Genomic DNA, 26,653 nt, shown 5'->3' on the forward strand with positions numbered 1-26,653 from the left:
GGAGAGGATTGTTTGAAAAAAATCATACGATTAACCAACCATTCAGCTATAGAAGTAGGATTGACAGGAGGATCAGATCGTCCAACCATTATGTTACCTATCGCTAAAAAATCCGTGTACAATCAGGAGGCAGAAAATCTAAAGCTATGGGGCGTAGATCCTGAATTAGGTAAACATTTTGTTGAAGGTCTCGCGGATACGTTTCAAGTGCTTTATTTTGATTATGAAGGTCATCTCTTTCAACATCCAGTGGACAACGTAACCGTAGACCATATTGTGAAGGATCTGCTCCTCATTGCTGATGAAATGAACGTTAAGAGCTTTAGCTACTACGGTTATTCTTGGCTAGCTTTAATTGGCCTACAATTGGCTATCAGAACAAATCGTCTGGAAAGCTTGGTCATGGGAGGTTTTCCGCCTTATAATGGTCCCTATCAAGAGATGCTGACTGTAACTCAAAAAACACATACCCAAGCTTTGAATAATCAAAATGAGGCAGCTGAAAAAAGCTCTATTGAAACAGAGTATCCTGATGAGATAGACTGGGACAACATCAAAGTATCAATGGATACCCGTGTAACAGCTCAATTTGTTGCCTTATACGAGAGCCTCACTGCTTTTGATGATCGTAGTATTCACCATTTGCTTAGTCTTCCAAAATTAGCTTTTGCAGGAGAAGATGATACTATCGTATATGGTGAGAATTTTGGGAATGTTACCGTTGATATTGCTGGGATATTAAAGAAGAATACGACGAAGCTGTGTGATTTAGGCTGGGATGTTGAAATGCTAACGGGAACCCAAATGGATCATACAAAAGCTATGCAACCAGCCGTGGTCATACCATTAATTAAGCCCTGGTTTATAAAACAATTATAAATACAGACTGGACTGTAATTCGGGAGTAATTACTCTATTATCTACAGACAGGGAGATCAGGACAAAGTCTTAATGGAACTACCCAATTACTTGTTTTTCCGACCATCCAGCAAAAAAATATCCTTTCAGAAGCTGAGCCTTTACCAAGTGTGGAAACAATATCTTAGTAGTCCATCCACCAGTTGGAGCAGGTACACAAGAAGCAGAGGCAAAAGATATCTTTTACAAACTGCATATAGAATGGTGCAGCAAGTCCTCTATAGGTTCTACTTTTAATAAATTGGCCGGTGTTACCCGTTAAAGGGTACACCGGCCTTTTTCATAGGAATCAAAAGGATAAGATCACACGTCATATTATTGGCATTGAATGTCGAAGCTTATGAAGACATAAAATAATTTCCCGCACTAGTACATAAGAAAAAACTTTTTTGCAACCAAAACCCTTCTTTTCTTACTTTATAAGTGAGGCCTTAATCAAACTGAACGGAAGTGATGGAGTGGACGATAGTGAAATCATACAGCTGTACTTTGCCCGTAATGAAACAGCAATAGAAGAAACATCCAAAAAATATAGAAATTATTGTACCAAGATTGCTCATAACATTCTGTCTAATTTTGAAGATTCGGAAGAATGCGTGAACGATACCTTTCTAGGAGCGTGGGAAACGATACCGCCGAAGACGCCTGCTAAGCTCTCATCTTTTTTGGGGAGGATCACACGAAATATCGCGTTAAATAAACACGATTATTACATGGCCAAAAAGCGGAATAAAACATTCGATACGATTCTTGATGAATTAAATGATTGTTTATCCTCTCCAGACAATGTCGAAAGTCAATATGAGGAAGAACAAATCGCTGAATCTATAAGTAATTTTCTGCTGAAGATTAATGAAGATCATCGGAATATTTTTCTGAGACGTTACTGGTATTCCGATTCTTTGGCTGATATTGCAACTCGATTCTCAATAAGTGAAAGTAAAACGAAATCGATTCTTTTTAGAACACGAAAAAAACTCCAATTATACCTTATGAAAGAGGGCTATATCCTATGAATAATAAAGATCTATTTAAGACTATTGGTTATGTAGACGGCAATCTGGTGGAAAAGGCCAACACTGCGAGGCGTATTAATAAGAGAACATATGCGAAGTGGGGAACCATGGCTGCTTGTGCTGCACTTGTGTTAGGAGTGGCCATTTATACATCTCCTATAAAGTCATCATTAACGAATTCACCACAAATCTCGCAGCAAACGCCAGTTTCAGCTCCTACTGGAGTTCGGAAAATTTTGAATTACAACGGATTTCGTTATGCATTCGTAAGTGATGGTGCTCAGTTTAAGTTCACAGGAATGAAGCCTGAAAAATCACTTGGTACCATAGATTTTGATATTAACCAAGAGATCGGAAAGAACAATGGAGAAGAAGTTGTAGAAAAGGATTTTTCGTCTACGTTTGCTGTTGGAGGAAAGTTATATGAAATTCCGACGTACCCATCCCAATTCCGCATCGCTGTTAAAGTTGAGGAGCATTATTATTTGGCAGAAATCGTGGCGAAGACTAACGATTCTACGATGACCGCTAAGGAATATCTGGATATGTCTAATCTAAAAGAGCATGCAAAAGATATCCATGTTCTTAATCATGTAGGAAATGACGTGTTAAAGAGAATGACAGATCATGCTTCTGTGGAGTCTATCATTGATGGGCTGTACAACGCAAAAACAGCTGAATTAAGTAATAAAGAATATGAGGCTATTGCCGAGGCGCAATCCCAAGGGAAATCGTATCAGCTAAAGTTCAATCTTAAGGATGGAACCTATATGGGCATGTATATCATTCCTGAATTAAAAGTCGTATCTATGGGAGATGCTTACTATCATTTGCCTGACACCTTTTTTGAACAAGCTGGAGATCTTTTTTCAGGGCTAAAACAAGAAGTGTTGCCGCTTTATTGAGTAAAGGAATCCTGAGCTTGAGAATTAACGGAACACAATTAATTTGGAATAAGAACGAATAATAGGAGGGCGTATGCTCCTCCTTTTTCGTATGATGTCGTATTAGAAATTGAAAACAAAATACATAAGATAGAACGTCTTCGAAAATCAGATATTCATTCCATGTTCCGTTAAAAAATCAGATAATAAAATTTTATATTATTGACACGACACCTTTTGGTGTCCTATAATCAAATAGACACTAAATGGTGTCCAATTGGGTACTGATGAAGTATAATTGGTCACACTACAGGTAATATTACGGAAAAGGTGGGGGTGGTTTTGAACGAAAATAGTCAAGTGAGGGATGTATATGACGCTGTTGCAGATCCAACAAGGCGAAAATTACTTCAAATCCTGGCTGATGTTGATGAATTACCCCTACATGAAATCACGGTTCATTTTGATATGGGCCGTACTGCAGTATCTAAGCACTTGTCTATTCTTAAAGAGGCTGATCTTGTAGTTGCTCGAAAGGTTGGTAGAGAAACGAGGTATCGTTTGAATGCCAATCCATTGAAAGAAATTCGGGATTGGGTATCTTTTTACGAAGGCTTCTGGAAAGAAAGAATCGATAAACTAAAACTTTTATTGGAGGAAGAATAATGAAACCAGATGTATCCTTAGATTATCAATTTACAAGCTCGATCGAGAAGGTATGGAACGCTTTGACGGATTCAGATACACTTGCGAAATGGATTTGGAGCAATGACTTTAAACCAGTCGTAGGGCATAAATTTCAATTTCGTGCAGAGCCAAATGAATGGTGGGATGGTATTGTAGATTGCGAGGTTCTCGTAGTAGATGAGCCACATACATTATCCTATACTTGGCATAGTGCCGGAGAAGGTACAACAGTTACTTGGACTTTGAGCAAAGAGGAAGATGGTAAGGTTCATCTGCATCTTGCTCAATCTGGATTTAGTGAGGAGACCAAAGCCCGCCAAGGCGCTATTGAAGGAGCTAAATATGCTTGGGCGAATATGGGCAGTCAGCTTGAAAAAGTATTAGCAGAACTGTAATTTCAAGAATAGGGCGCTTTTCTGAAAATGGAAAGTGCCCTTTTTAATGGAATAAATCATGGCAATACTAAATGAAGAGAATGGAGATGAGATGATACCACTATGAAAATCAACCGATTGATTGCGAACAATATTAATAAGTTAGATGCAGTACTTCCAGTTGAGCAATCCCTAGGGATTGCTGGTTTATCCGGATCTGGTAAAACCACCTTTTGTCAAACCATCGGCGAAGAATCCAAGAAACGTCTCGTTTCTTTATTGCCAAAGGCAGAATATCAGTATTTATTCCCTAACATTATGGAGACTAATTTCAGTGCGATTCAGATGGAAGAAATGCCACTTGTACTTTTTCTAGGGAGATCATCTATTTCTTCCAATCCTCGTTCAACCATTGGCACACATACGGGTGTGTTCACAGAGATTCGAGTTGCGATTGCAGAACAATATAACCTATCGCCAGAGGTTTTTTCATTTAATAATGAATTAGGCTGGTGCCCAGATTGTAAAGGTCGCGGCACTACTAAAAATGTTGAATGTAAAAAGTGTAAGGGTAAGCGATATAATCACGAAGCTGAACAATACAATATGGAGTTATTAGACCAAGACAAGAGTATTTCCGATATTAATGACTTAAGCATTGAAACCATTTTTTCTCTAGCAGAAGTTCTAAACATTAGTGAAGGTAAACAAAACATTCTAAAGAACATAATCCATATGAATATTGGTTATCTAACCTTAAATCGTATAATGGGTACCTTGTCAGGTGGAGAGTTAACACGACTTTACTTGGCAGAATTCATGGCAACCAGTGAAAATACAGTAATTATCATTGACGAAATCTCTGTGGGTCTGGATCACCAAACCCTTTTAAAAATATTAGAGCAGATAAAACAACTAGGATTTAAGAATCAAATTTGGCTTATTGATCATTCGGATACCGTATTAGACATAACGGACGAGCGATTGTTCTTTGGACCAGGAAGTGGTAAATATGGCGGGAAAATCGTAGAAGAATCGCCACGTCCTGCGCCGATCAATAGAGAAATAAATCAGGCAGCTCCAACAGAATACTATCATTTTCATGATCTTTACTGTCGTAATATTCAAATCGCCGAAATTCAGATTCCCCGTAATAGACTTGTAACGTTCACTGGGGAATCTGGCTGTGGTAAATCTACATTGGTCAATGAGTGTATGTCCAAGGATTTTGTGAAGCGATATCCCAAGGATAAGCTGGTGATTGTGGGGCAGGATCGAAATCAATCGATTACCAGCCGGTCTACGGTTGCGACTTTTCTTGATATTAAGAGAAAGCTCACAAAATATAGCGAAGAGATTGATGATATTTTTCAGCGCTCAATTGAAGATATTATTGATGAACTGCCAAATGAAGACATCGCTCATAAACGTTTAAGTTTATTGATCAAACTTGGGCTGGGTTATTTAACGTTGGAAAGAAAAACACAGTCTTTATCCACAGGTGAATTTCAATGTGTTCATTTAGTCTCCGAGCTATTTTCAGGCTCAAGAAATCCAAATACACTTTTCATTTTTGACGAGCCTTCCAAAGGGTTATCACAAAATATTCTGAATCAATTCATTGATAGCATTAGAGTCATTCTTCAGGACGAATCGGTCTCCATAATGATGATTGAACATAACTCGTATATGCTGGAAAACTCTGATTTTATCGTTGATTTTGGTAAAAGACAGCTTGAACCTGTTGAGCATCTAGAAGTTGTCGGTCATCAAAATTATTATCTCGAGCAAAACAGTGAAGATCATGTCGCACCAATGCAGATTTCTTCAACACTGCGTCAACAAAATGGCATTAACTATTTAAAAGAAAATCAAATTGCCTACTTTAAAAATGCGGAAAACGTTTATAAAGGTGGCATCTTAAAAAGCTTATCTTCTATGGCGCGTTTGATATATGGTGAATATGAATCAGATACCATTGCACCTGTCATCGCCATTGATCTGGAAAGACACTTATATAGTCAATATACTTTTCTATATGAAATTGGTGGATTGATCAACCAAATTGTAACGGCACATCCAACCAATAAAGATACAAATAGCTTCGATTTCTATAATCAAGACAATCATTGTCCATGCTGCAAGGGACGTCGAGTCATTGAAAAATTTGATTTTGAAGTTGTTCTTCAGGATAAAAATGTGCCATTTTGGGATGGCTTATTGCATCCAGATGCAATGGATATTCTGAAATTCTATCAATTCCCCAAAATAAAATTCATCTTTGATGAGATTAAGAATGAACTCGGACAAGATATCAGTAAGAGTTATAATGAGATGACGGATGCAGAAAAGCATACTTTTTGGTTCGGATATTGGGAAAAGTCATTTTATGATAAAGCTAGTAAGGCAACGAGAACTTGGGAAGGCTTTAATTACATCATTGGGAACTACATGGTAATATCGAAAGCGATTATTAAAGAGCATATCAAACAATCCAAAATCATGATTACCTGTCCAACCTGTCAAGGAACCGTACTGAATCACCATAAGAAGCTAAAATTTGGTGACACAGATATCCGTGAGATCATTGGACAGCCTCTTGAACAAGTGATTAGAACCGTTGGTGAATTAGAGGTGCTCCAAAAAATGAAAGCTATTGTCGGCGGCGATATGGTTCTGACGGAGGATGTTTCTTTATTGCCAAGGGAAACACAAGTTGCTTTAAAAATGCTTGAACTAGAGCTGGCGAGCTTTGCACACTATGAAATGGTATTACAAAATGCACTGCCATTCTGGGGCGATATTAGCGGCAGTATTGAATCTATTAGCTTGAATAATCAGATTACGATTTGTGATTTTGAGAATATCACCGAAACCAGAGAATACATCATTGATAAGTTTTTCACGAATGGAAAATACAAAAAGCTGACCTATGTTTATGAAGCGTTTGGTTACAAAAAACTGGTCACTCTAATTAATAAGATAAAAGCTAGTCAGCCATGTCCATTCTGTAAAGGAAAGAAAGTCATATCCGAAGATGGACTCCATGATGGTGTTTATAAATTAACGATTCCATGTGTTAGTTGTTACGCAAGTGGGATTAATGATGAGGGACGTAAGGAAATCGTCGAGGGCATCGACGTACAAACTTGGCTAACTGGCAATGTAAGTGATGTTATGTCTAAAAGCTCAAATATTGATGCTGTAGCAGATATTTCAATTTTTAATCGTATTCGGGAGTTAAATAAACAAGAAATGATGGCCGTTTATCAATACCTTGAAAATAATTAGTTAACCTAATGAAACCGCGCTATGCGCGGTTTTTTATTATATGGACATACATTTGGGATAGCAAACGATGTGACATAACTCACAATTTAGACACATCTTTTTAATAGGGATAGCTACATTGAGCTATAGGCATGCAACTTCCTTTTCTTTACAATTAGGCGTAATGATCATTCTCTTAATGGAAATGATAGATAGAGAATGAATTGCTGATAGGTGGTGAACAATGGTTATACGCAAAAGTTTCTGTCACCTCAGAGTAATGCTAATGATGTTATTCAGCCTTTTCTTAATAATCGCGACCTACAGTGGGAGTGCCAGTGCAAATACTTCTTCGAAAGCGATTCCACTCCAACCGATTATTAATGCGGCCCAAATCGGAGATTCGATTACTTTAGCTCCAGGTACTTACCTGGGTCCGGTTCAAATTGATAAAAGGCTGACGATTAGCGGGGAAGGAAGGGCAACACTATTAAATTCAAATCCCGATGCTGAGGTTGCAGTTATGATTCAGGCTGATGGGGTAAAGCTTCAAGGACTTAATATACAGCAGCATAACGGGGGAGAAGCAGCAGCGATTCGGGTGGAAGCCGATCAGGTAACTTTGAAAGATTTAGTCATACATACATTTGGCTTTGGCATTATACTACGTGAGGCTGATAGTGGAGTTATAGTAAACAATAAAATCCGTTGGTTTATACCTAAAGGTGCTGCTTCGGGAAAAAGAGGTAATGGCATCGATCTCTATAACTCTAATGGTTCAGATATCAGAGAGAATGAAATATCTTATCTCCGAGATGGCATTTATTTAGAGAAGAGTCGCAATTCAAAGGTTGATCACAATCGGCTCTATCATTTGCGATACGGTGTTCACTGTATGTATATCAATGGATCATCTGTTACGAACAATATTGGAGAATACAACATTACTGGCGCGATGGTGATGGGAGTGAGCGACGTTATGGTATCAGGAAACTCTTTTCGTAAACAAAATCAGAATGTTCATTCTCAAGGAATCCTGCTCTTTGACGTTCGTACCTCTCAGATTGTAAATAACCTCGTGGAAGGAAATCGGGTAGGAATCTATATGCAACAATCCTCCGACAATACTCTCCAGAATAATACGGTGCTCCGAAATTATATTGGGATTCAATTTGAGGGTTCAGAAGGCAACCGTTTTCAGAAAAATGCTTTTATTGCAAATGTGATTGAAGCACAGGCAACGGATTCTAAGAATAATAAGATGACGAGAAATTTTTGGGATTCATTCGCAGGGCTGGATGTATCGGGTGATGGTGTAAGTGATCTGCCATATGCTATTAATCCATTTTATCAGCAATTAGTTACAGAAAATGCTGCTTATCAGCTCTTTTTTCAATCACCGGGCATGACATTTTTAAGCGATCTATATACAAATGATAAAGAACAATGGTCCACCGATCCAGAGCCGCTTATGCAATTGGATTCAGTTCATGCAGATGTTGGACAAGTTAGTGAGGGGCAAGGGTCGGTGATGGTAGCCGGTTGGCTGCTTTTGTTTTTCTCTGTGATCACAATACTATATATGGGGGTATTACGGTTATGAAAAAATGGAGTTTAATGCTGATGTTGATGGTGGGTTTGTTAATTCTAGCGGCTTGTGGTTCCAAAAAGTTTGAACCTTTGGCGATTAATGAAGAAGTTGATATTTGCGCGATTTGCAATATGCAGGTTAAGGACGATGCCTTTGCTACTCAGCTAACAACGAAAGACGGGAAGAATTATAAGTTTGATGATATTGGTTGTATGAATGAATGGAAGAACAAGAATGGAACCAAAAACATCGGAAAGGACTATGTCCGTGACTATAACGACAAAGAATGGGTAGAATTCAGTAAGGCCAGCTTTGTCTATGATGAGACACTACGCACACCTATGGCTTATGGAGTTATCAGCTTCAAGGACACTGCTTCAGCCGAAGCTTTTGTGAAGGAACAAGGTGTTGGCAGCGTTCTGTCAGCAAGTGATCTGTCCAAGCATGAATGGAAACAAAATACGGATATGATGCAAATGGATATGAATGGCGGAGAAGGTCATATGGACGAGCATAAGTCTGAGAAAATGGAAGGTATGACATCGGATAAAGAGATGAATATGTAATGGCTGATATCCTGCAAGTCGCACGCAGAGAGATTAAAATGGGGTTTCGAAATCCATGGGCTTATTCTTTTTTGGCATTATTTTGTGCGTTTAGTCTTGGCTTACTGCTGATTAATGCACAAAATGAGATTCAAGGCTACACCGCAGTTACAGGTTCCATGCTAAGTCTGATTTTGTATCTGCTGCCGCTTATGACCTTATTTCTAGGCTCTTTTTCACTGACTTCAGAAAAGGAAGAAGGTAGCTGGCAGCTTTTATCTACTTATCCAATTGGAACGTTGTCATTTATTCTTGGCAAGTATGTGGGGCTGGCTGTCGTATTACTTACGGTTGTGGCTTTCGGCTATGGTTTAATGGGAATGATTAGTGGATTCTTGGGCATGGCCTATGATTCTACTACTTACTTTCTATTTTTGTTTTTTTCCGCAGGACTTGTTTTACTATTCTTGACCATCGCCTTGTTTATCGGTTCATTATCAAGAAACCGCTGGCAGGCGTTGACTGTTTCTGTTGCTGTGTGGTTTTTCACAGTAATAGGGTGGCCGACCTTTTTGATCGCCTTTTTAGGTTTAATGCCTTATCTCTGGATTAAGCCCTTGCTCGTCATATTCACAATACTCAACCCAGCAGAGCTTGTTCGGTTATTCGTTGTAATTAAGCTGGGCGGAGGTTCAGTGCTGGGACCTGAATATTACCAATGGGTAGAATGGATAAATGGTTCGAAGGGTAGTTTGTTGTTTATAGGAGTCTGTCTAGTCTGGATGTTGAGCTCGATCCTGTTTGTATATTGGATATGGGAAAGGGGGCGCTCTCGTGGATAACCCCTTAGTGAATGTAAGAGGAATCTCTAAGGTTATTAAAAAGCAAACAATAGTTGAAGAGATTAGCTTTCAAATCCCCACTGGGAGCATACTTGCACTATGTGGCGGTAACGGGGCTGGCAAAAGTACCGTTTTACGAATGGTTGCGGGTATTCTTCAGCCTTCGGTGGGCGAAATCTCAGTGGGTGGTTTATACTGGCACAAATCACGCAAACAATTTTCGAAACAAATTGGTTATATGCCGGATGATTATCAATTCAATCAGGGGCTGTCGGCAGAGGAAGCTCTGACTTTTTGGGCCGCTCTCCGTAGGGTACCCAATCGCAAAGCGAGAGTCAACGAAGTCCTTGGCTTAGTAGGTCTAGAGGATAAACGAAATCGTCTGGTCAACAACTTTTCAAAGGGAATGCGTCAGCGTATCTTATTTGCTCAGGCACTGCTGGCCAAACCTTCATTGCTAATTATGGACGAACCCACCAACGGTCTTGACCCTTTTTGGATGAATGAATTCGTAGACCTACTCCAAAGAATCAAGGAAGAAGGGCATACCGTTATTTTCTCCACACACCAGTTAGAAATCGCTGATAAAATCGCTGATCAGATTGTCTTTCTAAGTCATGGAAGAAATGTTGGTTCAGGTCCGACCAAAGAATTTCATGCGAAATTTGGTTCTCTGTATACAGCCTTTAATCATAGTCTGGGTCTGAAATGAGCATGCGTCAAATCATTGCTTTGCTGGTGATCATCGCAGCTGTCATGACTGTTGTATGGGTTTTTAGCCATAATGAAACAAGAGATTCATCTGAGAGGATTGCAGTGGGCTCTATCGCTCCCGAATTTGAAGCTACTTCTATAGAAGGTAAAAAGGTTCGACTAAGCGATTTTCAGGGACAGATTGTAGTGCTTAACTTTTGGGCCTCCTGGTGCACGTCATGTGTGCGAGAAATGCCCCTTCTGAATGACATTCACAAATCCACTGGTTCTCAAATAGAAACCTTGTTTATTAATGTTGGTGAGTCTAAAGGTACTGTATCAGAATATCTTAAGGATCACAGTTTTTCTTTTCCAGTTGTCATCGATGTTACCGGAAAAATATCTACTTCATTCGGAGTTAGTGCGCTTCCTGCTACGTTTATTATAAACGGAGAGGGAAAGATCAAAGAGGCTATATTAGGCGAAATCACAGATTTCCCCTTAATGCAACTAATCAATTCATATACATATTCCGGTATACAGCCGGAGTGAGATTCTCGAACCGTTTGAACGTTTTAATAAAATAACCAGTATCACAAAATCCTAAATCATCGCTCACTTGATTAATAGGTGCGTCTGTGGTTTCCAGCAACTGCTTGGCCCATTCAATTTTGAGCCTGGCAACGAAGAGGGAGAAGTTCTCGCCTGTTTCTTTTGTAAATATGCGACTGAAATAACTAGGGCTGATATGACAAAGCTTGGCCATTTCTTTTAGGCTGAAATTTTCATTTTTGTGTGCATAGATGTAATCGAACGCAGGCTGAAGCACTGCATTTGAAGAGACGAACTTTTGTGCTCCATTTTTCAATTTGGTCTCAATAAGCGCTCCTGATAACTCTTGCTGCAGAGACTGAATTTTGCGATAAGTAAGGTCTGTCTCCTCGAAAGATTCTGCTGAAGATGATATATCGATATCTGTGGTCAGTACTCTTTTGTACAAATCAACGGTAGTACGCTTTTGAATGGCTTCTTCCACGATGTAAGTACTTAACTGTAGAAGTAGGTCCACGCACTTGGTTACTTCATCGTAGGATAGGACAGGTAGTGCTTCGTAATCCTCTTTGAGCGCTTGAAACTTCATGTTCGACTCAACATTAGGTGGCCTAGATACTATCTGCTCCAGCTGTGACACATCAGGTTCACGAAGCTTAAGCTGTCCAGCCATAATTGCTCCCAAATATTGATCGTCAATAATAATTGGAATCGCGATATCGATAATGTTGAAATGGCATAAATAAATATAAGGCTTGTTCTGGCGTACAGCTTCAATGCCGGCACGAGCATCACATTTTTGACAATAAGGAGAGAGATTAGAATCTTGGCGAACGCCTTGGCAGAAAGGCTGACAGAAGCTATGCTTAGTCACGGGAACGCCTTTATAATCTACGGTAAGAATCGCCATTTTAGTCACGAGTGATAAAGAATCCTGCAGTTTCTCCCATTTCTTCAAATCAATTATTTCTTCTAAATTAAATCGAGATTTGGACATCACGATATTCTCCTAGGTAAGTTATAGAAACATATTGAACATTATAGCGAATTTTTGCTCAAAAGGACAAGATAATACTATTCCTTAATAAGAAGACAAAAAAACTCGATAAGAAAACGCTTTATTCTGATCTTATTGTTTCATGCATACCGAAATAGAGCAATCTATAATAATAACTATATACAACCTAGGAGGAATGAAAATGAGAAGAGCGTTTATCAGTCCGACGAAATATGTGCAAGGTGAGAATGAACTTTTGAATTTAGGCTATTTTGTAAAAACATTCGGTGATTCCGCACTGCTCATTGCCCATCCAGATGATGTTACACGTGTGAAAGATAAATTGGAGTCAACTAAACAGAAATTTAATATAACGCTTGTTGAAAGTGGCTTCCATGGGGAATGCTCAAGACAAGAAGTCGCAAGATTACAGGCTCTGGCTAAGGAACATCAATGTGCATGTACGATCGGTTTGGGTGGAGGTAAGGCGATTGATACAGCAAAATGCGTAGCAGAAGGAGAAGCATTGATTATCGTTCCAACGATAGCAGCAACTGATGCACCAACAAGCCACTCCGCGGTACTCTATACCCCAGAAGGTGAGTTTGATGATTATGCTTATTTCAAGCAAAGCCCAAGTGTAGTCATGATCGATACAACAGTCATTGCCAAAGCGCCAACAAGATTTCTTGTTGCAGGGATGGGAGATGCACTCTCCACTTATTTCGAAGCAAGAGCTACAGCAAATTCTTATTCCAATGTGAATGCGGGATTGCCTTGCGGGGTTCGTGAAGGTGTTTGTGGGGAAGCTAAAGGAACAATAACCGCACTAGGTCTAGCCAAACTGTGTTATGACACTTTGCTTGAAAATGGCTATAAAGCGAAGCAGGCTTGCGATCTGAATATCGTAACCCCAGCCTTGGAGAATATCATCGAAACGAATATTTTGTTATCGGGACTAGGCTTTGAAAGTGGAGGTTTGGCTGCGATTCATGCGATCCATAATGGTTTAACAGCTTTAGAAGGAACGCATCATTATTATCATGGTGAGAAGGTAGCCTTCAGTACAATTGCTCAATTGGTGCTTGAAAATGCAGACCGTACCGAATTAAGAGAAGTATTGGACTTCTGTCTGTCGATTGGTCTTCCAGTGTGCTTAGAAGATATCGGAGTAGAGCATGTAACTTACGAAGAACTTCTTGAGGTTGCTAAAAAAGCTTGTATTGCTGAGGAATCCATTCATTCTATGCCGTTCCCAATTACGGAGGAGGCGGTAGCGTCGGCGATTATGGCTGCTGACCAACTAGGCCGTCAATATAAACTAAGTAAGGAGCTTTAAGATGAAGAAAATTATGAACAAGCCGGAAACGCTAGTCCGGGAGATGTGCAATGGACTTGTCTTAGCGCATCCTGAGCTGGATTTCAACGATAAATTTAAAGTAATTTCTAAAAAAGAGATCAATGCCGATAAAGTTACGCTTATTAGCGGTGGCGGAAGTGGGCATGAACCAGCCCATGCCGGGTTTGTAGGCAGCGGTATGCTGGATGCAGCCGTGTGCGGTGATGTGTTCGCTTCTCCATCCCAGATTCAGGTCTACCAAGCGATCCGCAACTCTGCAAGTAATAAGGGGACGCTGCTTATTATTAAGAACTACAGCGGTGACATCATGAACTTTAAGAATGCGGCTCATCTCGCAAGTGAAGATGGCATACAAGTGGAATATGTCAAAGTAGACGATGACATTGCCGTTGAAGATAGTCTCTATACCGTAGGGAAACGAGGGGTGGCCGGAACCGTTCTCGTTCATAAAGTTGCCGGGGCTGCGGCAGAAGCCGGACTGTCCCTGACGGAAGTAAAAGAAGCGGCGCAACATGCGATTGACCATGTTCGCACCATCGGCTTCGCCTTTACATCTTGCACCGTTCCTGCCAAAGGAACCCCGACGTTTCATATCGAAGAGGATGAGATGGAATACGGTGTTGGAATTCACGGTGAACCTGGAATTCGCAGAGAAAAAGCCGTGTCAGCGGATGAACTCGCGCAGCGAATGGTTACGTCCTTGCTGAGCAACTTGCAAATGAACGATGAGTCGCTGCAAGAAGTTGCTGTTCTGATTAATGGATTTGGTGGAACACCACTGCAAGAGCTTTATTTGTTAAATAATTCTGTGATCCGTGAATTGACGGCAAAGAATAAGCAAGTGTTTAAAGTATTTGTCGGCAACTATATGACCAGCATCGATATGGCTGGCGCATCAGTGTCGATTATGAAACTGGATGAGACGCTGAAGAAATGGTTATCTGCTCCGTGTGATACTCCGGCATTGTCGGTTAAAGGTTCATTTGAGCCTGTGAAATATACGGAAGTCATCAAGGAAGAGAAGGCAGACAGCATGGTATCCTTTAAAAATAGTACGGATGCTGAAGCAGCGGTAATTAAGAACAACCAGTTTTCCTTGCAAAATATTGTTTATTTAATTGATCAAATGAGTGAGGTCATTATCGAGAATGAGGTACCGTTCTGCGAGCTAGACGCCCACGCTGGAGATGGTGATTTTGGGATGAGCGTAGCCAAGGGCTTTAAGCAGTTGAAAGTAGAATGGGAAGATATTCTAGCTAATCATCACAGCAATATCGGTGACTTCCTTGATGCTTGTTCATTGATCATTATGGAGCATTGTGGAGGAGCTTCCGGGCCGATCTGGGGATCGGGCTTCCGCGCTGCGAGCAAGACTGCGCAGCAGAAGCAGGAGTTATCCATTCAGGAATTTGCCAATATGATGCAAGCTGTAGTCAAAGGGATTCAGGATACGGGTGAAAGATCCTTCGGGAGAGGTGCTGTCGTTGGAGACAAGACATTAATTGATGCGCTTGTGCCTTTTGCAGATGCCTGGACACAAGCCGCAGAACAAGGCGAAGATATAAAGCTGGCAGCTGTCAAAGCTGCTGAGGCGGCAGTTCTCGGTGCACAGAAGACTTCAGATATCGTTGCCCGTATGGGAAGAGCAGGTACGGTAGGTGAACGCAGCATTGGTTATCCGGATGCGGGAGCTTACGCGCTTGGGGTTATTTTCACAGAGTTAGCTAAAGCGATGAGATAAGAGATAATATAAACTGAATCCGGATCTGATTAATGCTACGAAACTTAAAAGCTGATTAACAAAAATCGACTTCCCCTTATCCATTAGGATGAGGGGTTGTTTGTATTTCGTTGCAGTTTAGCTAATGTCTCGAATATAATGATCTAAATGATAATTGTTATCATTTAATACATGAATAAAGGTGATCTCTCATGATAAAACACTACATTGGATTACAGCGTACTACAGATCTGCTGAGGGTATAAATTAATGATAAGAAAATCAATTCATAACATCTATAACGGGTATTTCAATGCATTGTTTGAGACTCCCGCTATAAGGGATACCACAGAGCGAATGCATTTTTCACAACCTAGTGACCATGGATACGTCGATAGGGTTATCACATCTTCCGGGATTGAAATTGTAGATAGTGACTACCGTTTCACTGAGGATCGTTTAGTCCGAGTTCAATCCGAAGCAGCTATGATTGAGCTTAGCTTTTGTCTACAGGGCAGCGGAGAAGTTCATGTAACAGGCAACAGTCACGAGTTGGTGCCCGACAGTTGTTCATTACAGCTCATGCGAGATTTCCAAGCCGAATTTCACTATCGCAGTGCTGAACCCATCCGTTTGCTGTCCATTGGTGTACCGGTAACACTGTTCGATTCATGGATGGTAGAGCAAGGATCTCCACGTACTTGCAGTTTATCCGGGCTGTTAGATACACAATCATTTCGTATGTTCCGTATGCCTATTCTTCCAGAAACCTCCCGACTATTGGTTCAATTGAGAGATTGCCCATATCATATCTCAATGCGCAGGTTATACGCAGAGGGAAAGGCATTAGAAATCCTTTCCGCATATTTCGGAGCTTTTCTTTTTGAGCAGAATCATACAAAACGTAGCTTGCATTTATCTCGCACTGACCGGGAAAGCGTTCGGAGAGCGAGGGAAATCATACTCGAGCAAATGGCAAACCCTCCATCACTCATAGAGCTGTCCAAGCTGGCGGGTATTAACGAATACAAATTAAAAGTTGGTTTTAAGGAAGAGTATGGTACGACTGTCTTTGCCTATTTACGGAACAAACGTTTAGAAAAAGCATGGGAAATCATGCGTTCCGGGGAGAGTAGTGTTAGTCAAACAGCAACGATGGTAGGTTACAATAACTTTAGCCATTTTGCAGAGGCGTTTCGGAAGCAGTATGGAATAAATCCTTCTGAATTAACAAAAAAACGTTAGACAACAAATAAATATCCGTCAAACCGTTATTCAATCCCTCTGTCGGTAGTTCAGCCCTATCAGCAAAGTGTATGATCGGACTTGCTAGTAGTGAGAATGATTATCAATAGATTGGAGAGGGTTGGAAAAAATGTTCAGTTTAAATCGTATCTCTTTTGTTGGAATCGCCTTATGCATGATGGTGATGTTGTACGGATGTGGGAATTCAGGGCAGGAGGCTCAAGGAGAGAACTCCCCACCTGCGGTAAAATCTGAACCCGTCGCTACGAATTCCTCCGAAACACGTACCATTAAGGACGCCAAGGGAGATGTTGAAATACCGGTAAACCCGGTTAGAATTGCCGATGTATCTGGCTCAACTGAAGAACTTTTAGTGCTTGGATATAAACCTGTGATTACCGGGAATACAGACATGGCAAATTCACTGGAAATCACACCTATTCTAAAAAAAGAACTGCCTAATGTAACGCCCGTTGGATGGTTTCAAACGGAAGTTAACTTAGAAGCGATCAGTGCAGCAAGTCCTGACTTGATACTGGCAGGGCCTACGCAAGAGAAAATCTATGATCAACTAAATATGATTGCTCCAACAGTGAGGGTTCCTTATGGCTTTAATGCTTTTAGAGAGCGGTTTACCTTTGTTGCAGAGGTACTTGATAAGAAAACAGAAATGGATGAGTGGCAGAAGGCCTATGATCAACGTACTCAACAACTGCATGATCAAATCACAAAGATAACTAATGAAGAAACGTTTGCGGTAATCGAAGCTACAGAGAAAGAAATCCGGATCTATTCCCGCACAGGTATTGCAGATATGATTTTTAATGATCTTGGATTACTCATCGCACCAGGTACACCGGAACCAGACCCATGGGGAGGAAAAGTAACAAGTCTAGAAGCACTGTCTACCTTTAATCCAGACCACATCATTTTATTATCTGATAATGACCGGAATGTTCTAGACCAAAGTAAGGTCTGGAGCAGCCTAAAAGCTGTAAAATCGAAAAATATATATCGCATTACAAGCAGACAAAATTACAATGAAGCATTCTTTGCATTAGGGAAAGAGGCTTTGCTGGAACAAATCGCTGAACAAATCAAGGAACATATCAACAAGTAAAGCTATTCTGTTTAAAAATGTGTAGCAAAAAACGCTGATCCTAATCTGGATCAGTGTTTTTTTTAGTTCGAGATTCTTCTGAAGATCAAAAAAATTGTATATGCTGCATGATCCGCTGGATGTCAGAACTTGGAATCTGATTGTCGTAAATTTGATTTTTGGTGTAATGTTGATTAATCTGATAGGTGCGCCTATCATGGCATTGATTACGAATACTTCCATTTGGGCTAGATTAACAAGTGTGGTGATCTTTCTTCCAGGTGATATCATTAAAGCGGTTATTGCAGCCATCTTTGCGATTTAGCTTAGAATAATCCGCAGGTTTTACATAATTATAAATCAAAAGGAGATTTGATAGGATTATGAATGGTAATTAACTGGATATGTTGTAGAAAACACTAAGTAAACAACAATAAATTATTGAAAAGAAGAGGGAAGCTTTATGCAAAGGATTCAAAATTCTAAAATGTACTTTATATTTATTCACATATTTTTATTGATCTTATTGTGTACCTCAATGTATGCCTATTCTCCATGGATTCGTACTAAAGTGAAGGAAATTCTCGAGCCTGCGGACAAAGTCTATACCATTGCTCACCGTGGCGCTTCGGGATATGCTCCTGAGAATACTATACCTGCATTCGAACTAGCCATTGATATGGAGACCGATTATATCGAGTTAGACATTCAGTTAACTAAGGATCGTGTTCCTGTTGTTATTCACGATGAAACTATTAATCGTACGACAAATGGAACGGGGTATGTTAAGAATTATACTTTAGAACAGCTTTCGAAATTAGACGCTGGCTCTTGGTTTAACGAACAATATCCCATGTTTGCTAGGGATCAATATGCTGGATTACGTATTCCGCCTTTAGAAGAGGTATTTGAAAGGTTTGGAAAAGAAGTGGACTATATGATTGAGATTAAAGATCCCGCTTTGAATCCGAATATCGAAACTATATTAAATGAACAAATTGAAAAATATAATCTGTCTGATCATGTTTCCGTACATTCATTTAGTAAGGCGAGTTTACGTAAGCTTCATTCGATTAACCCAGAGATCCCGCTTTATCAAATTGTTTGGTATAATATTCCGGTTTACAAAGTACCAGAATCTTTTATCAATCGGGTGAAAACTTATGCAGTTGGTATTAGCCCTAACTTTCAAAGAATAAATTCCTCCTATGTCGCACAGGTGAAAAATTCGGGTCTAAAGGTATTTCCGTACACAGTGAATTATCAAGTGAACATGGACAACGCTGTGGTTTGGGGTGTAGACGGGGTACATACCAACTTTCCTGACCGTTTTAATGAAGTGATTAAGAATAATAAGAAGTGAGGAAGTACGGAAACGGGAATTCAACTATCGGAAATTCATATGCCGAATACATCAATTTCAGAGACAGGATACCATGTTTTTGAATTTACGTCTTTAAAAAATACTTGAATAGTATAGGTGCCTTTTGTATTAAACGAATAAGTAAATTCGTTAGTTTTGAACCAAAAGTTTTCTTCGCTTTTCTTAATTTGTTGATTATCGATAGTTTCTGTTTTATCTGCGGGATCAGTAATCGTAAGTTTTATATCTGAAATTTCTGTTTTTAAATGATCTACTTGTAATAAGGTTGAAAAGGCAAACCGTGCAGGGCTTTTTACCTTACCGAAAATCTCTCCATTGTTATCAAGCAATACCATGTTCACATTTGGCTTGTAGATTCGAACCGTTTTACTTGTTTCATCTAAAGCGATTAAAGCAAACAAATTTTTAGAGAGCTGTTCAACAGGTAAGAGAATGTCCCCCTCGGATATTACTGCTGCCTGTTTTTGTACCACATTATTGAAATATAATGAAACTTCTGATTGGTTCGATGCGGCATAAATCATTGTTCCCGGTAGAATCATTATGCAAAGTGCTAATATAGTCAGTTTAATTATTTTTCTCAATGAAATCTCCTCCTATATTTTTGTTATGTTAATTATACCCATAAGATGGAAGATAGTTTCTTTTATGCAATTATTAAAATAAAAAAAGGTCAGTAGAGGGGATTACCCTTTTCTGACCTTTTTGATGTTAAAATTAAGGAGCGATAGTACGTACAAGACTGCTTCCTTTGTTGACCCTAACTAAAACCCTCTCACACTGCTTGGGGGTACTTTTCTATGTTTTTTGAAAGTCCGGCTGAAATAGTAGATATCACTGAAGCCAGTTGTGGTAGCGATTTCAGAAATCGTTAACTGGGTATGCCTTAGCAAATAATCTGCACGGTCTAAACGGACAGCATTTATATATTCCGATATCGTATGACCAGTTAATTCTTTGAAGAGACGACTGAAATGGAAGCGGCTTAGCCCTGTTAGTGCCGCAAGTTCGTCAACTTGAATGGGCTCTTGGTAATGGGTATCGATATAACGCAAAACTGGTGCGAAGCGTTCAACGGTTTGAATACGTCTTTCTTGCTCAGCCTGTGAGAGTACGGTGACGATATGTCTGCGCAATAGCAACGTTAGCAGGCGGTATAGCTCGGACTTCACGGCCAGCTCATATCCAAATTCGCGAAGTTCCAGTTCCCGAATAATCGCCAGTGCACAGTCTGTAATGTGCTGATCTCCCCGGATATGATTACGTAACAGCAGCTGGTTCTGCTGAATCGGGGCGATGAACTTGGTCTCGGCAGCGTCACTTACCGCACTATGCAGCAAAGAAGTATCTGCAATAATCGCATAATACAATAAATCAGAAGAAGCGCTCACCCCATAATGCAGCTCGTTGCTGTTCACAGCAACTAAATCACCAGCCCGTACGTTGATCGGTGTTCGTCCGCATTCAAAAACAGCCTCACCGCTTTCAATAAACAGAAACTCAAGATGCTCATGCCAATGATGTGGGAACAACAAAACTCCCTCTTGGTTGAAGCGCTGGGTATGTACTTTAATCGGAAACTCGGGATCCGGCATGTCCATGGGTTCCTGTAGATGTTTATCATAGTCCAACATTTATTGACTGCACCTCCTATAGCACAATTGTACAAATGAAACCGCAAGGTTCTGCATGGTGTTTAGGGTTGAAATCATTATAATACGAATCATAACCTATGCAAAATAAAGGAGAGAGTATTTATGGATATGATAAAAATTGGAGTAATAGGAACCGGCTCTATCTCCAGCATGCACTTAAGTGCTTATCGGAATAATCCGCAGACAATCATATATGCGGTTTGTGACCTGAATGAAGAGCGTGCACGAGCTGTTGCTACTGAGTATAACGTGGAGAACGTATACACGGATTATCGTGAATTGCTGGCTAATTCCGAAATAGATGCAGTCAGCATCTGCACATGGAACAACTCTCATGCTGAGATTAGCATCGCGGCACTTGAGGCAGGCAAGCATGTACTTGTGGAAAAGCCCCTTTGCCGCACGGTTGAAGAAGCGCTTCAGGTTCAGCAGGCAGTGGAAAAGAGCGGTAAAATTTTGCAAGTAGGCTTTGTACGACGTTATGACTCTAATGCCCAGCTACTTCAGACATTGGTGGAACAAGGAGAATTCGGTGAAATCTACTATGCGAAGGCAACGACGTTCCGGAGACTTGGTAATCCCGGCGGCTGGTTCAGTGATATTGAACGCTCCGGCGGCGGACCATTGATTGATATCGGCGTCCATGTGATCGATCTATGCTGGTATTTGATGGGCCGTCCGAATCCAGTATCAGTAAGTGCCAATACTTACCGGAAGCTCGGCAATCGTTCCAATATCAAGAACCTTTCTTTCTATAAAGCCGCTGATTACGACGCAGCGAACAATACGGTGGAAGATTTAGCAAATGCACTAATTCGTTTTGAGAATGGAGCTTCGCTGATGGTTGATGTTAGCTTTACATTGCATGCAAAAGAAGACGAGCGCTCGGTCCGCCTCTACGGTGACAAGGGTGGCTTTGAAATTGATCCTGAGATAGTCCTCGTCAAAGAACAGTCGGATACGATCGTCAATATCTATCCGCAGACCGATCATAAGGGGTTTGAGTTCAACAGTGCATTCCAGAATGAGATTAATCACTTTGCGAACAACATCAGCAACGGCTCTACACCGATTAGTCCTGTGCAGGACGGCGTTACAATCATGAAGATTCTCGGCGCGATCTATGAATCCGCTGCCAAAGGCGAAGAGGTGAAACTATGAAGCTAGGAATCAGTACCTACAGTTTGCATTCAGCTTTTTCAACGGGTGAGCTTACGCTTGAAGGAGTCATTGAGACGATCGCCGATCTGGGCGCGGAGCATGCGGAGATTGTACCCTTGGGCATCAATTTGGTTGAGAATCCTGAGCTAATTGATCAGATTGTACGAACGGCAGCAGGTCGTGGACTAGAGTTGTCTAATTATGCTATCGGGGCGAATTTTGCCGGGCTGGAGACAGCGGAAAGACAGCGTGAAGTCGGACGGGTAAAGCGGGAAGTAGACGTCTGTGCGGCATTAGGCATTCAGCGGATGCGGCATGATGTAGCCTCGTCAAATGATCTATCAATTACGCACTTTTTGGAAGAGCTTCCACATTTGGCTGAAGCTTGTCGGGAAATTGCCGATTATGCCGCAGGTTTGGGCATCACAACCAGTGTGGAGAATCATGGATACTTTATTCAGCACAGCGATCGTGTACAGGCGTTGGTTCACGCAGTAGGGAGAGATAACTTCCGTACAACACTCGACATTGGTAACTTCCTGTGCGCAGATGAGAATCCGCTTATTGCTGTGACTAACAATATTAAGCTTGCTTCGATGGTACATTTCAAAGATTTCTATATTCGTTCGCAGGATCTCCAGCCTGGCGAAGGCTGGTTCCAGTCTACTGGTGGGAACTGGTTGAGGGGTGCCATCGTTGGTCAAGGAGACATCGATATGCCGAGTGTCATTCGAACCGTTAAGGAAAGTGGCTACGACGGATATATCTCTGTAGAATTTGAGGGAATGGAAGAGTGCCGTAAGGGGACAAGACTTGGGCTCCAATACATCAAGCGGGTTTGGAACCAAATCTAATTCATTTTAAAGGAGGATTATTGCCATGGTTAAACCAATTATCACTAACAAAATCGGCGTTATCGTAGACAGTTTTCAGGTCGGAGTAAAAGAGGGGTTGCGCAAGGCAAAAGAAGCAGGGGCTGATGGAGTTCAGATTTATGCGGTGCAAGGTGAATTTGATCCCGCTAACCTTTCTCCTTCAGCCCGCCGTGAATGGAAGGAATACATCGCTTCACTGGGTCTCGAAATCTCTGCCCTCGTTGGAGATTTAGGCGGACATGGATTTCAGGACCCTGCACAGAACCGTGCCAAAATCGAAAAGTCCAAACGCATTATGGAGCTGGCCAAGGAGCTAGGTACAGATATCGTAACTACACATATCGGTATTGTTCCCTCTGACCACACCAGTAAAATTTATGAAACCATGCATATCGCCTGTGAGGAACTAAGCAGATACGCGCATGAGATGAATTCTTACTTTGCGATTGAGACTGGGCCAGAACCCGCTGCGCGTCTGAAGACGTTCCTCGACGGTTTGGGTTCCAAAGGGGTTTCTGTTAATTTTGACCCGGCCAACATGGTGATGGTGACTGGTGATGATCCCGTGCAAGGTGTTCATACACTAAAAGACTACATTGTACACACCCATGCTAAAGATGGTCTCAAACTTGCCGATATCGATCCGCGCGATGTTTACGGTCAATATGGTTATGAAGCACCCACATTAGACCATGAGAAGATGGCTGAAATGGCCGAGACCGGCTCGGCGTTCCGTGAAGTTCCACTTGGAGCAGGTTCTGTCGACTGGAACAATTATCTGCAAGCGCTGAACGACATCGGTTATACAGGTTTCCTGACTATAGAACGGGAAGTTGGCACTAATCCAGAGGAAGATATCCGCCAGGCTGTGAATTTTTTAAAGGCTTTTCGGGTCTGAACATGGTAGTGATAATGATTAAATAGTTCATCCAACCTTTGGGATAAAAGAGAAGCTGCCTTACAGGAGAACAGGCCTGTAAGGTGGTTTTTTTTATTGCTACAAACGCTTTAACTTAGCTCAGAACAAGAATCCGATTCAATTGCTACAGGTTATTTTTTTGAGTAAATTAGATTTTTTATAGGTGCTAAATCTCATTTTTTACAACTTTATCCTCTATTTGGCGTTAAAAAAGAGAGAATACGAAGGGAGAGCCTATATGAAAAAGATAAATCTACTAGCCCTTTTAGCAGTCATTTCAGTAATCATTGTTGGATGTATCAATACAGGGAATAAGGATAAAGTGAATCAAACCCTGATCGATCTGAGCTCTGTTAATTCCATAACAATCCACAACGATAGCGGTGAATCCATGACCATAACGGACAATAATTTAATAGAACAATTCAATGAAGCCATACATACTGCTGAGTATGACAGCGCCAAGCTTGATATTGCAGCACCTGATTATGAAGCTACTGTTGAAATGAAGAATAAAGAAAACGAAAAGTTCTCATTCTGGATTAAGGGCGAGAATCATGGTCTTTTCACCAAATTAGGACAAAATGGACATTACAAGCTGCCGGAAACAAAAAAAGTAGTTTTACTTGACTTATTTCAACCCAATGAGCAACAAGTAGAAGCCGATAATCTAAAAATTGACGAGGAAATCAAGCGAATCATAGTAGCGAAATCTCTAGCACATGGTTCAGTGAATGCTAACATAAAGGCTGAATATATAGATCATGAAAGCATAGAAACTTTCGTCCGAGCCATCCATACCGCTGTACAAATACCAGGAAATTTAAATACCGCAACGCCTAACTATGATATTGTTCTAATTTCAAATAATAATAAATATGCCTTTCATCTATGGATTAACGAAACAAGCGAGCAAGGTATGTTAATGAATGTGAACGAAACAAGCACAGGCTACACACTTACTAAGGAATCAACTGTCGAGTTAAAAAAACTTATATTCTTGGAAGCAAACTTTAAGGGGCTGGAGTTTAATGCAGTACGGAGCTCAAATGGAGAACTGGTGGCTAAACCAATTGGCATAACCGAAAATAACTATCTATTAAACGGTGGGGCAGTGGTTGAATTACAAGGAATCTTATATCACACCATTCATTTTTTCTATGGCGACCATAATGCAGTTAACGCTTTACTAGCCCATGATCCTGCTACGGATGAGGTGATGGTGAAATGGAGCGATGAGCTGACCGATACCGATAACCGTTGGAACAATGCATTTATGAACAACTATAATATGCTAATCAAGTTGGACGAGGATCATCTATTATTTCTGGAATCGGATCTGACGAAAGAAGCTGGGAAATATCATTTGTCCTCATATAATGTTGTTACAGGAGATATTGAACGACTTCGGGAAGACTTTTGGCCGCTTTCTGATGATTATGACTACATCTATAAATTCCAGTGGAATGCTGATGAACAAATATTATTTATGCAAAGTTACCTCGGCAATGTATGGTTCTTTGATCTGAGGAAAGGAAAGGACGATGTGCATTTTCTAAAATATCCGGTAATCCCTCACTCGACGACCGGTGCGCCATCCTTGTTTCTTTCACCAACCTTTAAGAGATTTGTACATGATGATGAGAGTGGCCAATTAACCTTTTATGATAATAAAGGAGCTTCGCTACATACTGTGCTGTTACCACAAGAGCAATATGTACCTTCTGAGAAAATAAAGTGGAACCCGGCGGGCACGATTGCCTGGATGGATACAGCAGAGATCAACGAAAACCGAATCCATGACATCGATATTGATTATCTGAAAATAGCTGCACAAAAAATTAATTTTTATAATCAAGATGGTCTTTCCATCGGCTCCATTAAGACTGAAGGCAATCATGAAGATACGGCTATTGAAGTTGTGGGGTGGATGGACGCTAATGTAGCCGTGATAAAATCATATACTGTAGAACTTATACACAAGGATAATATAGGGCTTAATGTTAAGGATGTTTCTTATTATCTCTATGATGTAAAGAAGAAGCAGAAGGGGGCTAGCTTTTCGTCCATCCCCTCCAGCGTAACTGTAATTTTAGATCATCGCTTGGATGATGCTGATAATGAAGGCAATATCACTGTGAGTTTTAAAGAAATTACCTATAAAAAAGGAAATTAAATGAGCCTCGGAAGTTCGCCGCAATGATCACATAAGATCATTGGGAAGCTTCCCGAGGCTTCTTTTTTATATTTTCAAGACAATGGTTAAGAAGACGTTATATTCATCGAGTTAGTCTGTCTCAAATTTTATAATTATCCTGCTGTAGTACGGACTGAGGTTAGTAGGTCTAGTTGGAAGCCCTGTACCAGGGTTTCGCCGTTCATAAGATCGGTCTCATACGCCCGTTTGAAGCCTAAACGATAGTAGAGCTTGATTGCTGAAGCCATCATTTCTGAGGTATGCAGATTTAAAGTGGTGGCACCCAACTCGCGAGATCTACTTGCAGCTTCGCGAATTAGAAGGGTTGCAACACCGAGACCGCGAGCGGATGGGGATACGGCAAGCAAGCGTAGGATAGGGGAGTGAATGCCTAGCTCTGGTTTACCGTATGCCGTTTCCGAAGAGCTGAACAAGAGTGCGCTACCAATGATTTTCTTGTCGATTTCAGCAATGATCCGCACGATTGGGGCATCGCCATGGACAGATTCAAGAAGTGATTTCCGGTAAGTTAGCCACAACGGCTCGGGCATGATTTCCGAATATTGGTGGTAAGCGTCCAGTATCACATCAGCGATGGCATCACGGTCAGTATTTCCGTCTCTTATACACATCCGACGCCGCCGACGAAGGAGAGAGTGTAGGACAGAG

The 26,653-nt window shown here is 40.8% G+C and carries 25 protein-coding genes; 21 read left to right on the top strand and 4 right to left on the bottom strand.

Annotated elements, in window-relative coordinates; translation table 11 throughout:
* Positions 1-12: 12 nt before the first annotated feature.
* The 11 genes from ACWNM1_RS26855 to ACWNM1_RS26905 all read left to right on the top strand — a co-directional run bounded on the left by ACWNM1_RS26855 (position 13) and on the right by ACWNM1_RS26905 (position 11,372).
* Entirely contained in the window at positions 13-879 is an 867-nt protein-coding gene (locus ACWNM1_RS26855) for an alpha/beta fold hydrolase (protein ID WP_449603379.1), read from the top strand.
* A gap of 497 nt (positions 880-1,376) precedes the next feature.
* Complete coding sequence (locus ACWNM1_RS26860; RefSeq protein ID WP_427471518.1) at positions 1,377-1,934, top strand: RNA polymerase sigma factor; 558 nt, start codon at positions 1,377-1,379, stop codon at positions 1,932-1,934.
* Positions 1,931-2,839, top strand: coding sequence for a hypothetical protein (locus ACWNM1_RS26865; RefSeq protein WP_449603363.1), 909 nt, complete (start codon positions 1,931-1,933; stop codon positions 2,837-2,839). The genes ACWNM1_RS26860 and ACWNM1_RS26865 overlap by 4 nt, the downstream gene beginning before the upstream one ends.
* Positions 2,840-3,160: 321 nt before the next feature.
* Positions 3,161-3,484, top strand: coding sequence for an ArsR/SmtB family transcription factor (locus ACWNM1_RS26870; RefSeq protein ID WP_449603364.1), 324 nt, complete (start codon positions 3,161-3,163; stop codon positions 3,482-3,484).
* Positions 3,484-3,900: an SRPBCC family protein gene (locus ACWNM1_RS26875; RefSeq protein ID WP_042127759.1), complete on the top strand. Its 417-nt coding sequence runs from the start codon at positions 3,484-3,486 to the stop codon at positions 3,898-3,900. The genes ACWNM1_RS26870 and ACWNM1_RS26875 overlap by 1 nt, the downstream gene beginning before the upstream one ends.
* A 102-nt stretch (positions 3,901-4,002) precedes the next feature.
* The gene (locus ACWNM1_RS26880) at positions 4,003-7,170 is read left to right on the top strand and encodes an ATP-binding cassette domain-containing protein (protein WP_449603365.1); all 3,168 of its coding nucleotides are present in this window, start codon (positions 4,003-4,005) and stop codon (positions 7,168-7,170) included.
* A gap of 223 nt (positions 7,171-7,393) precedes the next feature.
* Positions 7,394-8,752: a right-handed parallel beta-helix repeat-containing protein gene (locus ACWNM1_RS26885; protein WP_449603366.1), complete on the top strand. Its 1,359-nt coding sequence runs from the start codon at positions 7,394-7,396 to the stop codon at positions 8,750-8,752.
* Entirely contained in the window at positions 8,749-9,306 is a 558-nt protein-coding gene (locus tag ACWNM1_RS26890; RefSeq protein ID WP_449603367.1) for a nitrous oxide reductase accessory protein NosL, read from the top strand. Before ACWNM1_RS26885 ends, ACWNM1_RS26890 begins: the two co-directional genes overlap by 4 nt.
* On the top strand, positions 9,306-10,127 hold the full coding sequence (locus ACWNM1_RS26895; RefSeq protein ID WP_449603368.1) for an ABC transporter permease: 822 nt from the start codon (positions 9,306-9,308) through the stop codon (positions 10,125-10,127). The genes ACWNM1_RS26890 and ACWNM1_RS26895 overlap by 1 nt, the downstream gene beginning before the upstream one ends.
* Positions 10,120-10,839 (top strand): ABC transporter ATP-binding protein, encoded by a 720-nt coding sequence (locus ACWNM1_RS26900; protein WP_449603369.1) that lies wholly within the window; start codon positions 10,120-10,122, stop codon positions 10,837-10,839. Before ACWNM1_RS26895 ends, ACWNM1_RS26900 begins: the two co-directional genes overlap by 8 nt.
* A 2-nt stretch (positions 10,840-10,841) precedes the next feature.
* Positions 10,842-11,372, top strand: coding sequence for a redoxin domain-containing protein (locus ACWNM1_RS26905; RefSeq protein WP_449603370.1), 531 nt, complete (start codon positions 10,842-10,844; stop codon positions 11,370-11,372).
* Here ACWNM1_RS26905 and ACWNM1_RS26910 read toward each other — a convergent pair.
* A complete protein-coding gene (locus tag ACWNM1_RS26910) occupies positions 11,335-12,369 on the bottom strand; it encodes a PocR ligand-binding domain-containing protein (RefSeq protein ID WP_427471539.1) in 1,035 nt (344 codons plus the stop codon). The genes ACWNM1_RS26905 and ACWNM1_RS26910 overlap by 38 nt on opposite strands.
* A gap of 202 nt (positions 12,370-12,571) precedes the next feature.
* On the opposite strand from ACWNM1_RS26910, the gene ACWNM1_RS26915 reads away from it, so the two are divergent.
* From ACWNM1_RS26915 to ACWNM1_RS26940, 6 genes are all read left to right on the top strand, one after another.
* Positions 12,572-13,708 carry a glycerol dehydrogenase gene (locus ACWNM1_RS26915; RefSeq protein ID WP_449603371.1) on the top strand — a complete coding sequence of 379 codons (1,137 nt, stop codon included), beginning with the start codon at positions 12,572-12,574 and terminating at the stop codon, positions 13,706-13,708.
* Position 13,709: 1 nt separating this feature from the next.
* Positions 13,710-15,470: a dihydroxyacetone kinase subunit DhaK gene (dhaK, locus tag ACWNM1_RS26920; RefSeq protein ID WP_449603372.1), complete on the top strand. Its 1,761-nt coding sequence runs from the start codon at positions 13,710-13,712 to the stop codon at positions 15,468-15,470.
* A gap of 249 nt (positions 15,471-15,719) precedes the next feature.
* A complete protein-coding gene (locus ACWNM1_RS26925; RefSeq protein ID WP_449603373.1) occupies positions 15,720-16,694 on the top strand; it encodes a helix-turn-helix transcriptional regulator in 975 nt (324 codons plus the stop codon).
* A gap of 130 nt (positions 16,695-16,824) precedes the next feature.
* Positions 16,825-17,814 carry an ABC transporter substrate-binding protein gene (locus ACWNM1_RS26930; protein ID WP_449603374.1) on the top strand — a complete coding sequence of 330 codons (990 nt, stop codon included), beginning with the start codon at positions 16,825-16,827 and terminating at the stop codon, positions 17,812-17,814.
* A 100-nt stretch (positions 17,815-17,914) separates the two neighbouring features.
* Complete coding sequence (locus ACWNM1_RS26935) at positions 17,915-18,118, top strand: biotin transporter BioY (RefSeq protein ID WP_449603380.1); 204 nt, start codon at positions 17,915-17,917, stop codon at positions 18,116-18,118.
* A 138-nt stretch (positions 18,119-18,256) separates the two neighbouring features.
* Entirely contained in the window at positions 18,257-19,156 is a 900-nt protein-coding gene (locus ACWNM1_RS26940; protein ID WP_449603375.1) for a glycerophosphodiester phosphodiesterase, read from the top strand.
* Between the two features lie 35 nt (positions 19,157-19,191).
* Here ACWNM1_RS26940 and ACWNM1_RS26945 read toward each other — a convergent pair whose 3' ends face one another.
* A complete protein-coding gene (locus tag ACWNM1_RS26945; RefSeq protein WP_076299739.1) occupies positions 19,192-19,761 on the bottom strand; it encodes a hypothetical protein in 570 nt (189 codons plus the stop codon).
* 180 nt (positions 19,762-19,941) lie between these two features.
* A complete protein-coding gene (locus tag ACWNM1_RS26950; protein WP_042188277.1) occupies positions 19,942-20,811 on the bottom strand; it encodes a helix-turn-helix domain-containing protein in 870 nt (289 codons plus the stop codon).
* A 123-nt stretch (positions 20,812-20,934) separates the two neighbouring features.
* Between ACWNM1_RS26950 and ACWNM1_RS26955 the strand changes: the two genes are divergently transcribed.
* The 4 genes from ACWNM1_RS26955 (at position 20,935) to ACWNM1_RS26970 (ending at position 25,963) form a co-directional block, all read left to right on the top strand.
* Complete coding sequence (locus ACWNM1_RS26955) at positions 20,935-21,993, top strand: Gfo/Idh/MocA family protein (protein ID WP_341125162.1); 1,059 nt, start codon at positions 20,935-20,937, stop codon at positions 21,991-21,993.
* On the top strand, positions 21,990-22,847 hold the full coding sequence (locus tag ACWNM1_RS26960) for a sugar phosphate isomerase/epimerase family protein (RefSeq protein WP_449603376.1): 858 nt from the start codon (positions 21,990-21,992) through the stop codon (positions 22,845-22,847). Before ACWNM1_RS26955 ends, ACWNM1_RS26960 begins: the two co-directional genes overlap by 4 nt.
* Positions 22,848-22,872: 25 nt before the next feature.
* Positions 22,873-23,766, top strand: a complete 894-nt coding sequence (locus ACWNM1_RS26965; protein ID WP_449603377.1) for a sugar phosphate isomerase/epimerase family protein — start codon at positions 22,873-22,875, stop codon at positions 23,764-23,766.
* A gap of 259 nt (positions 23,767-24,025) precedes the next feature.
* Entirely contained in the window at positions 24,026-25,963 is a 1,938-nt protein-coding gene (locus ACWNM1_RS26970; protein WP_449603378.1) for a hypothetical protein, read from the top strand.
* Between the two features lie 134 nt (positions 25,964-26,097).
* Here ACWNM1_RS26970 and ACWNM1_RS26975 read toward each other — a convergent pair whose 3' ends face one another.
* Positions 26,098-26,616 carry a GNAT family N-acetyltransferase gene (locus ACWNM1_RS26975; RefSeq protein WP_449603381.1) on the bottom strand — a complete coding sequence of 173 codons (519 nt, stop codon included), beginning with the start codon at positions 26,614-26,616 and terminating at the stop codon, positions 26,098-26,100.
* Positions 26,617-26,653: the final 37 nt, after the last annotated feature.

Source organism: Paenibacillus sp. Marseille-Q9583, assembly GCF_976954365.1.

What these genes read in the sequence shown, in the direction of transcription:
- ACWNM1_RS26865 (WP_449603363.1), top strand. Translation starts at nt 1,931, where the DNA reads ATGAATAATAAAGATCTATTTAAGACTATTGGTTATGTAGACGGCAAT.
- ACWNM1_RS26875 (WP_042127759.1), top strand. Translation starts at nt 3,484, where the DNA reads ATGAAACCAGATGTATCCTTAGATTATCAATTTACAAGCTCGATCGAG.
- ACWNM1_RS26880 (WP_449603365.1), top strand. Translation starts at nt 4,003, where the DNA reads ATGAAAATCAACCGATTGATTGCGAACAATATTAATAAGTTAGATGCA.
- ACWNM1_RS26885 (WP_449603366.1), top strand. Translation starts at nt 7,394, where the DNA reads ATGGTTATACGCAAAAGTTTCTGTCACCTCAGAGTAATGCTAATGATG.
- ACWNM1_RS26890 (WP_449603367.1), top strand. Translation starts at nt 8,749, where the DNA reads ATGAAAAAATGGAGTTTAATGCTGATGTTGATGGTGGGTTTGTTAATT.
- ACWNM1_RS26895 (WP_449603368.1), top strand. Translation starts at nt 9,306, where the DNA reads ATGGCTGATATCCTGCAAGTCGCACGCAGAGAGATTAAAATGGGGTTT.
- ACWNM1_RS26905 (WP_449603370.1), top strand. Translation starts at nt 10,842, where the DNA reads ATGCGTCAAATCATTGCTTTGCTGGTGATCATCGCAGCTGTCATGACT.
- ACWNM1_RS26910 (WP_427471539.1), bottom strand. Translation starts at nt 12,369, where the DNA reads ATGTCCAAATCTCGATTTAATTTAGAAGAAATAATTGATTTGAAGAAA.
- ACWNM1_RS26915 (WP_449603371.1), top strand. Translation starts at nt 12,572, where the DNA reads ATGAGAAGAGCGTTTATCAGTCCGACGAAATATGTGCAAGGTGAGAAT.
- dhaK (WP_449603372.1), top strand. Translation starts at nt 13,710, where the DNA reads ATGAAGAAAATTATGAACAAGCCGGAAACGCTAGTCCGGGAGATGTGC.
- ACWNM1_RS26925 (WP_449603373.1), top strand. Translation starts at nt 15,720, where the DNA reads ATGATAAGAAAATCAATTCATAACATCTATAACGGGTATTTCAATGCA.
- ACWNM1_RS26930 (WP_449603374.1), top strand. Translation starts at nt 16,825, where the DNA reads ATGTTCAGTTTAAATCGTATCTCTTTTGTTGGAATCGCCTTATGCATG.
- ACWNM1_RS26935 (WP_449603380.1), top strand. Translation starts at nt 17,915, where the DNA reads ATGCTGCATGATCCGCTGGATGTCAGAACTTGGAATCTGATTGTCGTA.
- ACWNM1_RS26940 (WP_449603375.1), top strand. Translation starts at nt 18,257, where the DNA reads ATGCAAAGGATTCAAAATTCTAAAATGTACTTTATATTTATTCACATA.
- ACWNM1_RS26950 (WP_042188277.1), bottom strand. Translation starts at nt 20,811, where the DNA reads ATGTTGGACTATGATAAACATCTACAGGAACCCATGGACATGCCGGAT.
- ACWNM1_RS26955 (WP_341125162.1), top strand. Translation starts at nt 20,935, where the DNA reads ATGGATATGATAAAAATTGGAGTAATAGGAACCGGCTCTATCTCCAGC.
- ACWNM1_RS26960 (WP_449603376.1), top strand. Translation starts at nt 21,990, where the DNA reads ATGAAGCTAGGAATCAGTACCTACAGTTTGCATTCAGCTTTTTCAACG.
- ACWNM1_RS26965 (WP_449603377.1), top strand. Translation starts at nt 22,873, where the DNA reads ATGGTTAAACCAATTATCACTAACAAAATCGGCGTTATCGTAGACAGT.
- ACWNM1_RS26970 (WP_449603378.1), top strand. Translation starts at nt 24,026, where the DNA reads ATGAAAAAGATAAATCTACTAGCCCTTTTAGCAGTCATTTCAGTAATC.
- ACWNM1_RS26975 (WP_449603381.1), bottom strand. Translation starts at nt 26,616, where the DNA reads ATGTGTATAAGAGACGGAAATACTGACCGTGATGCCATCGCTGATGTG.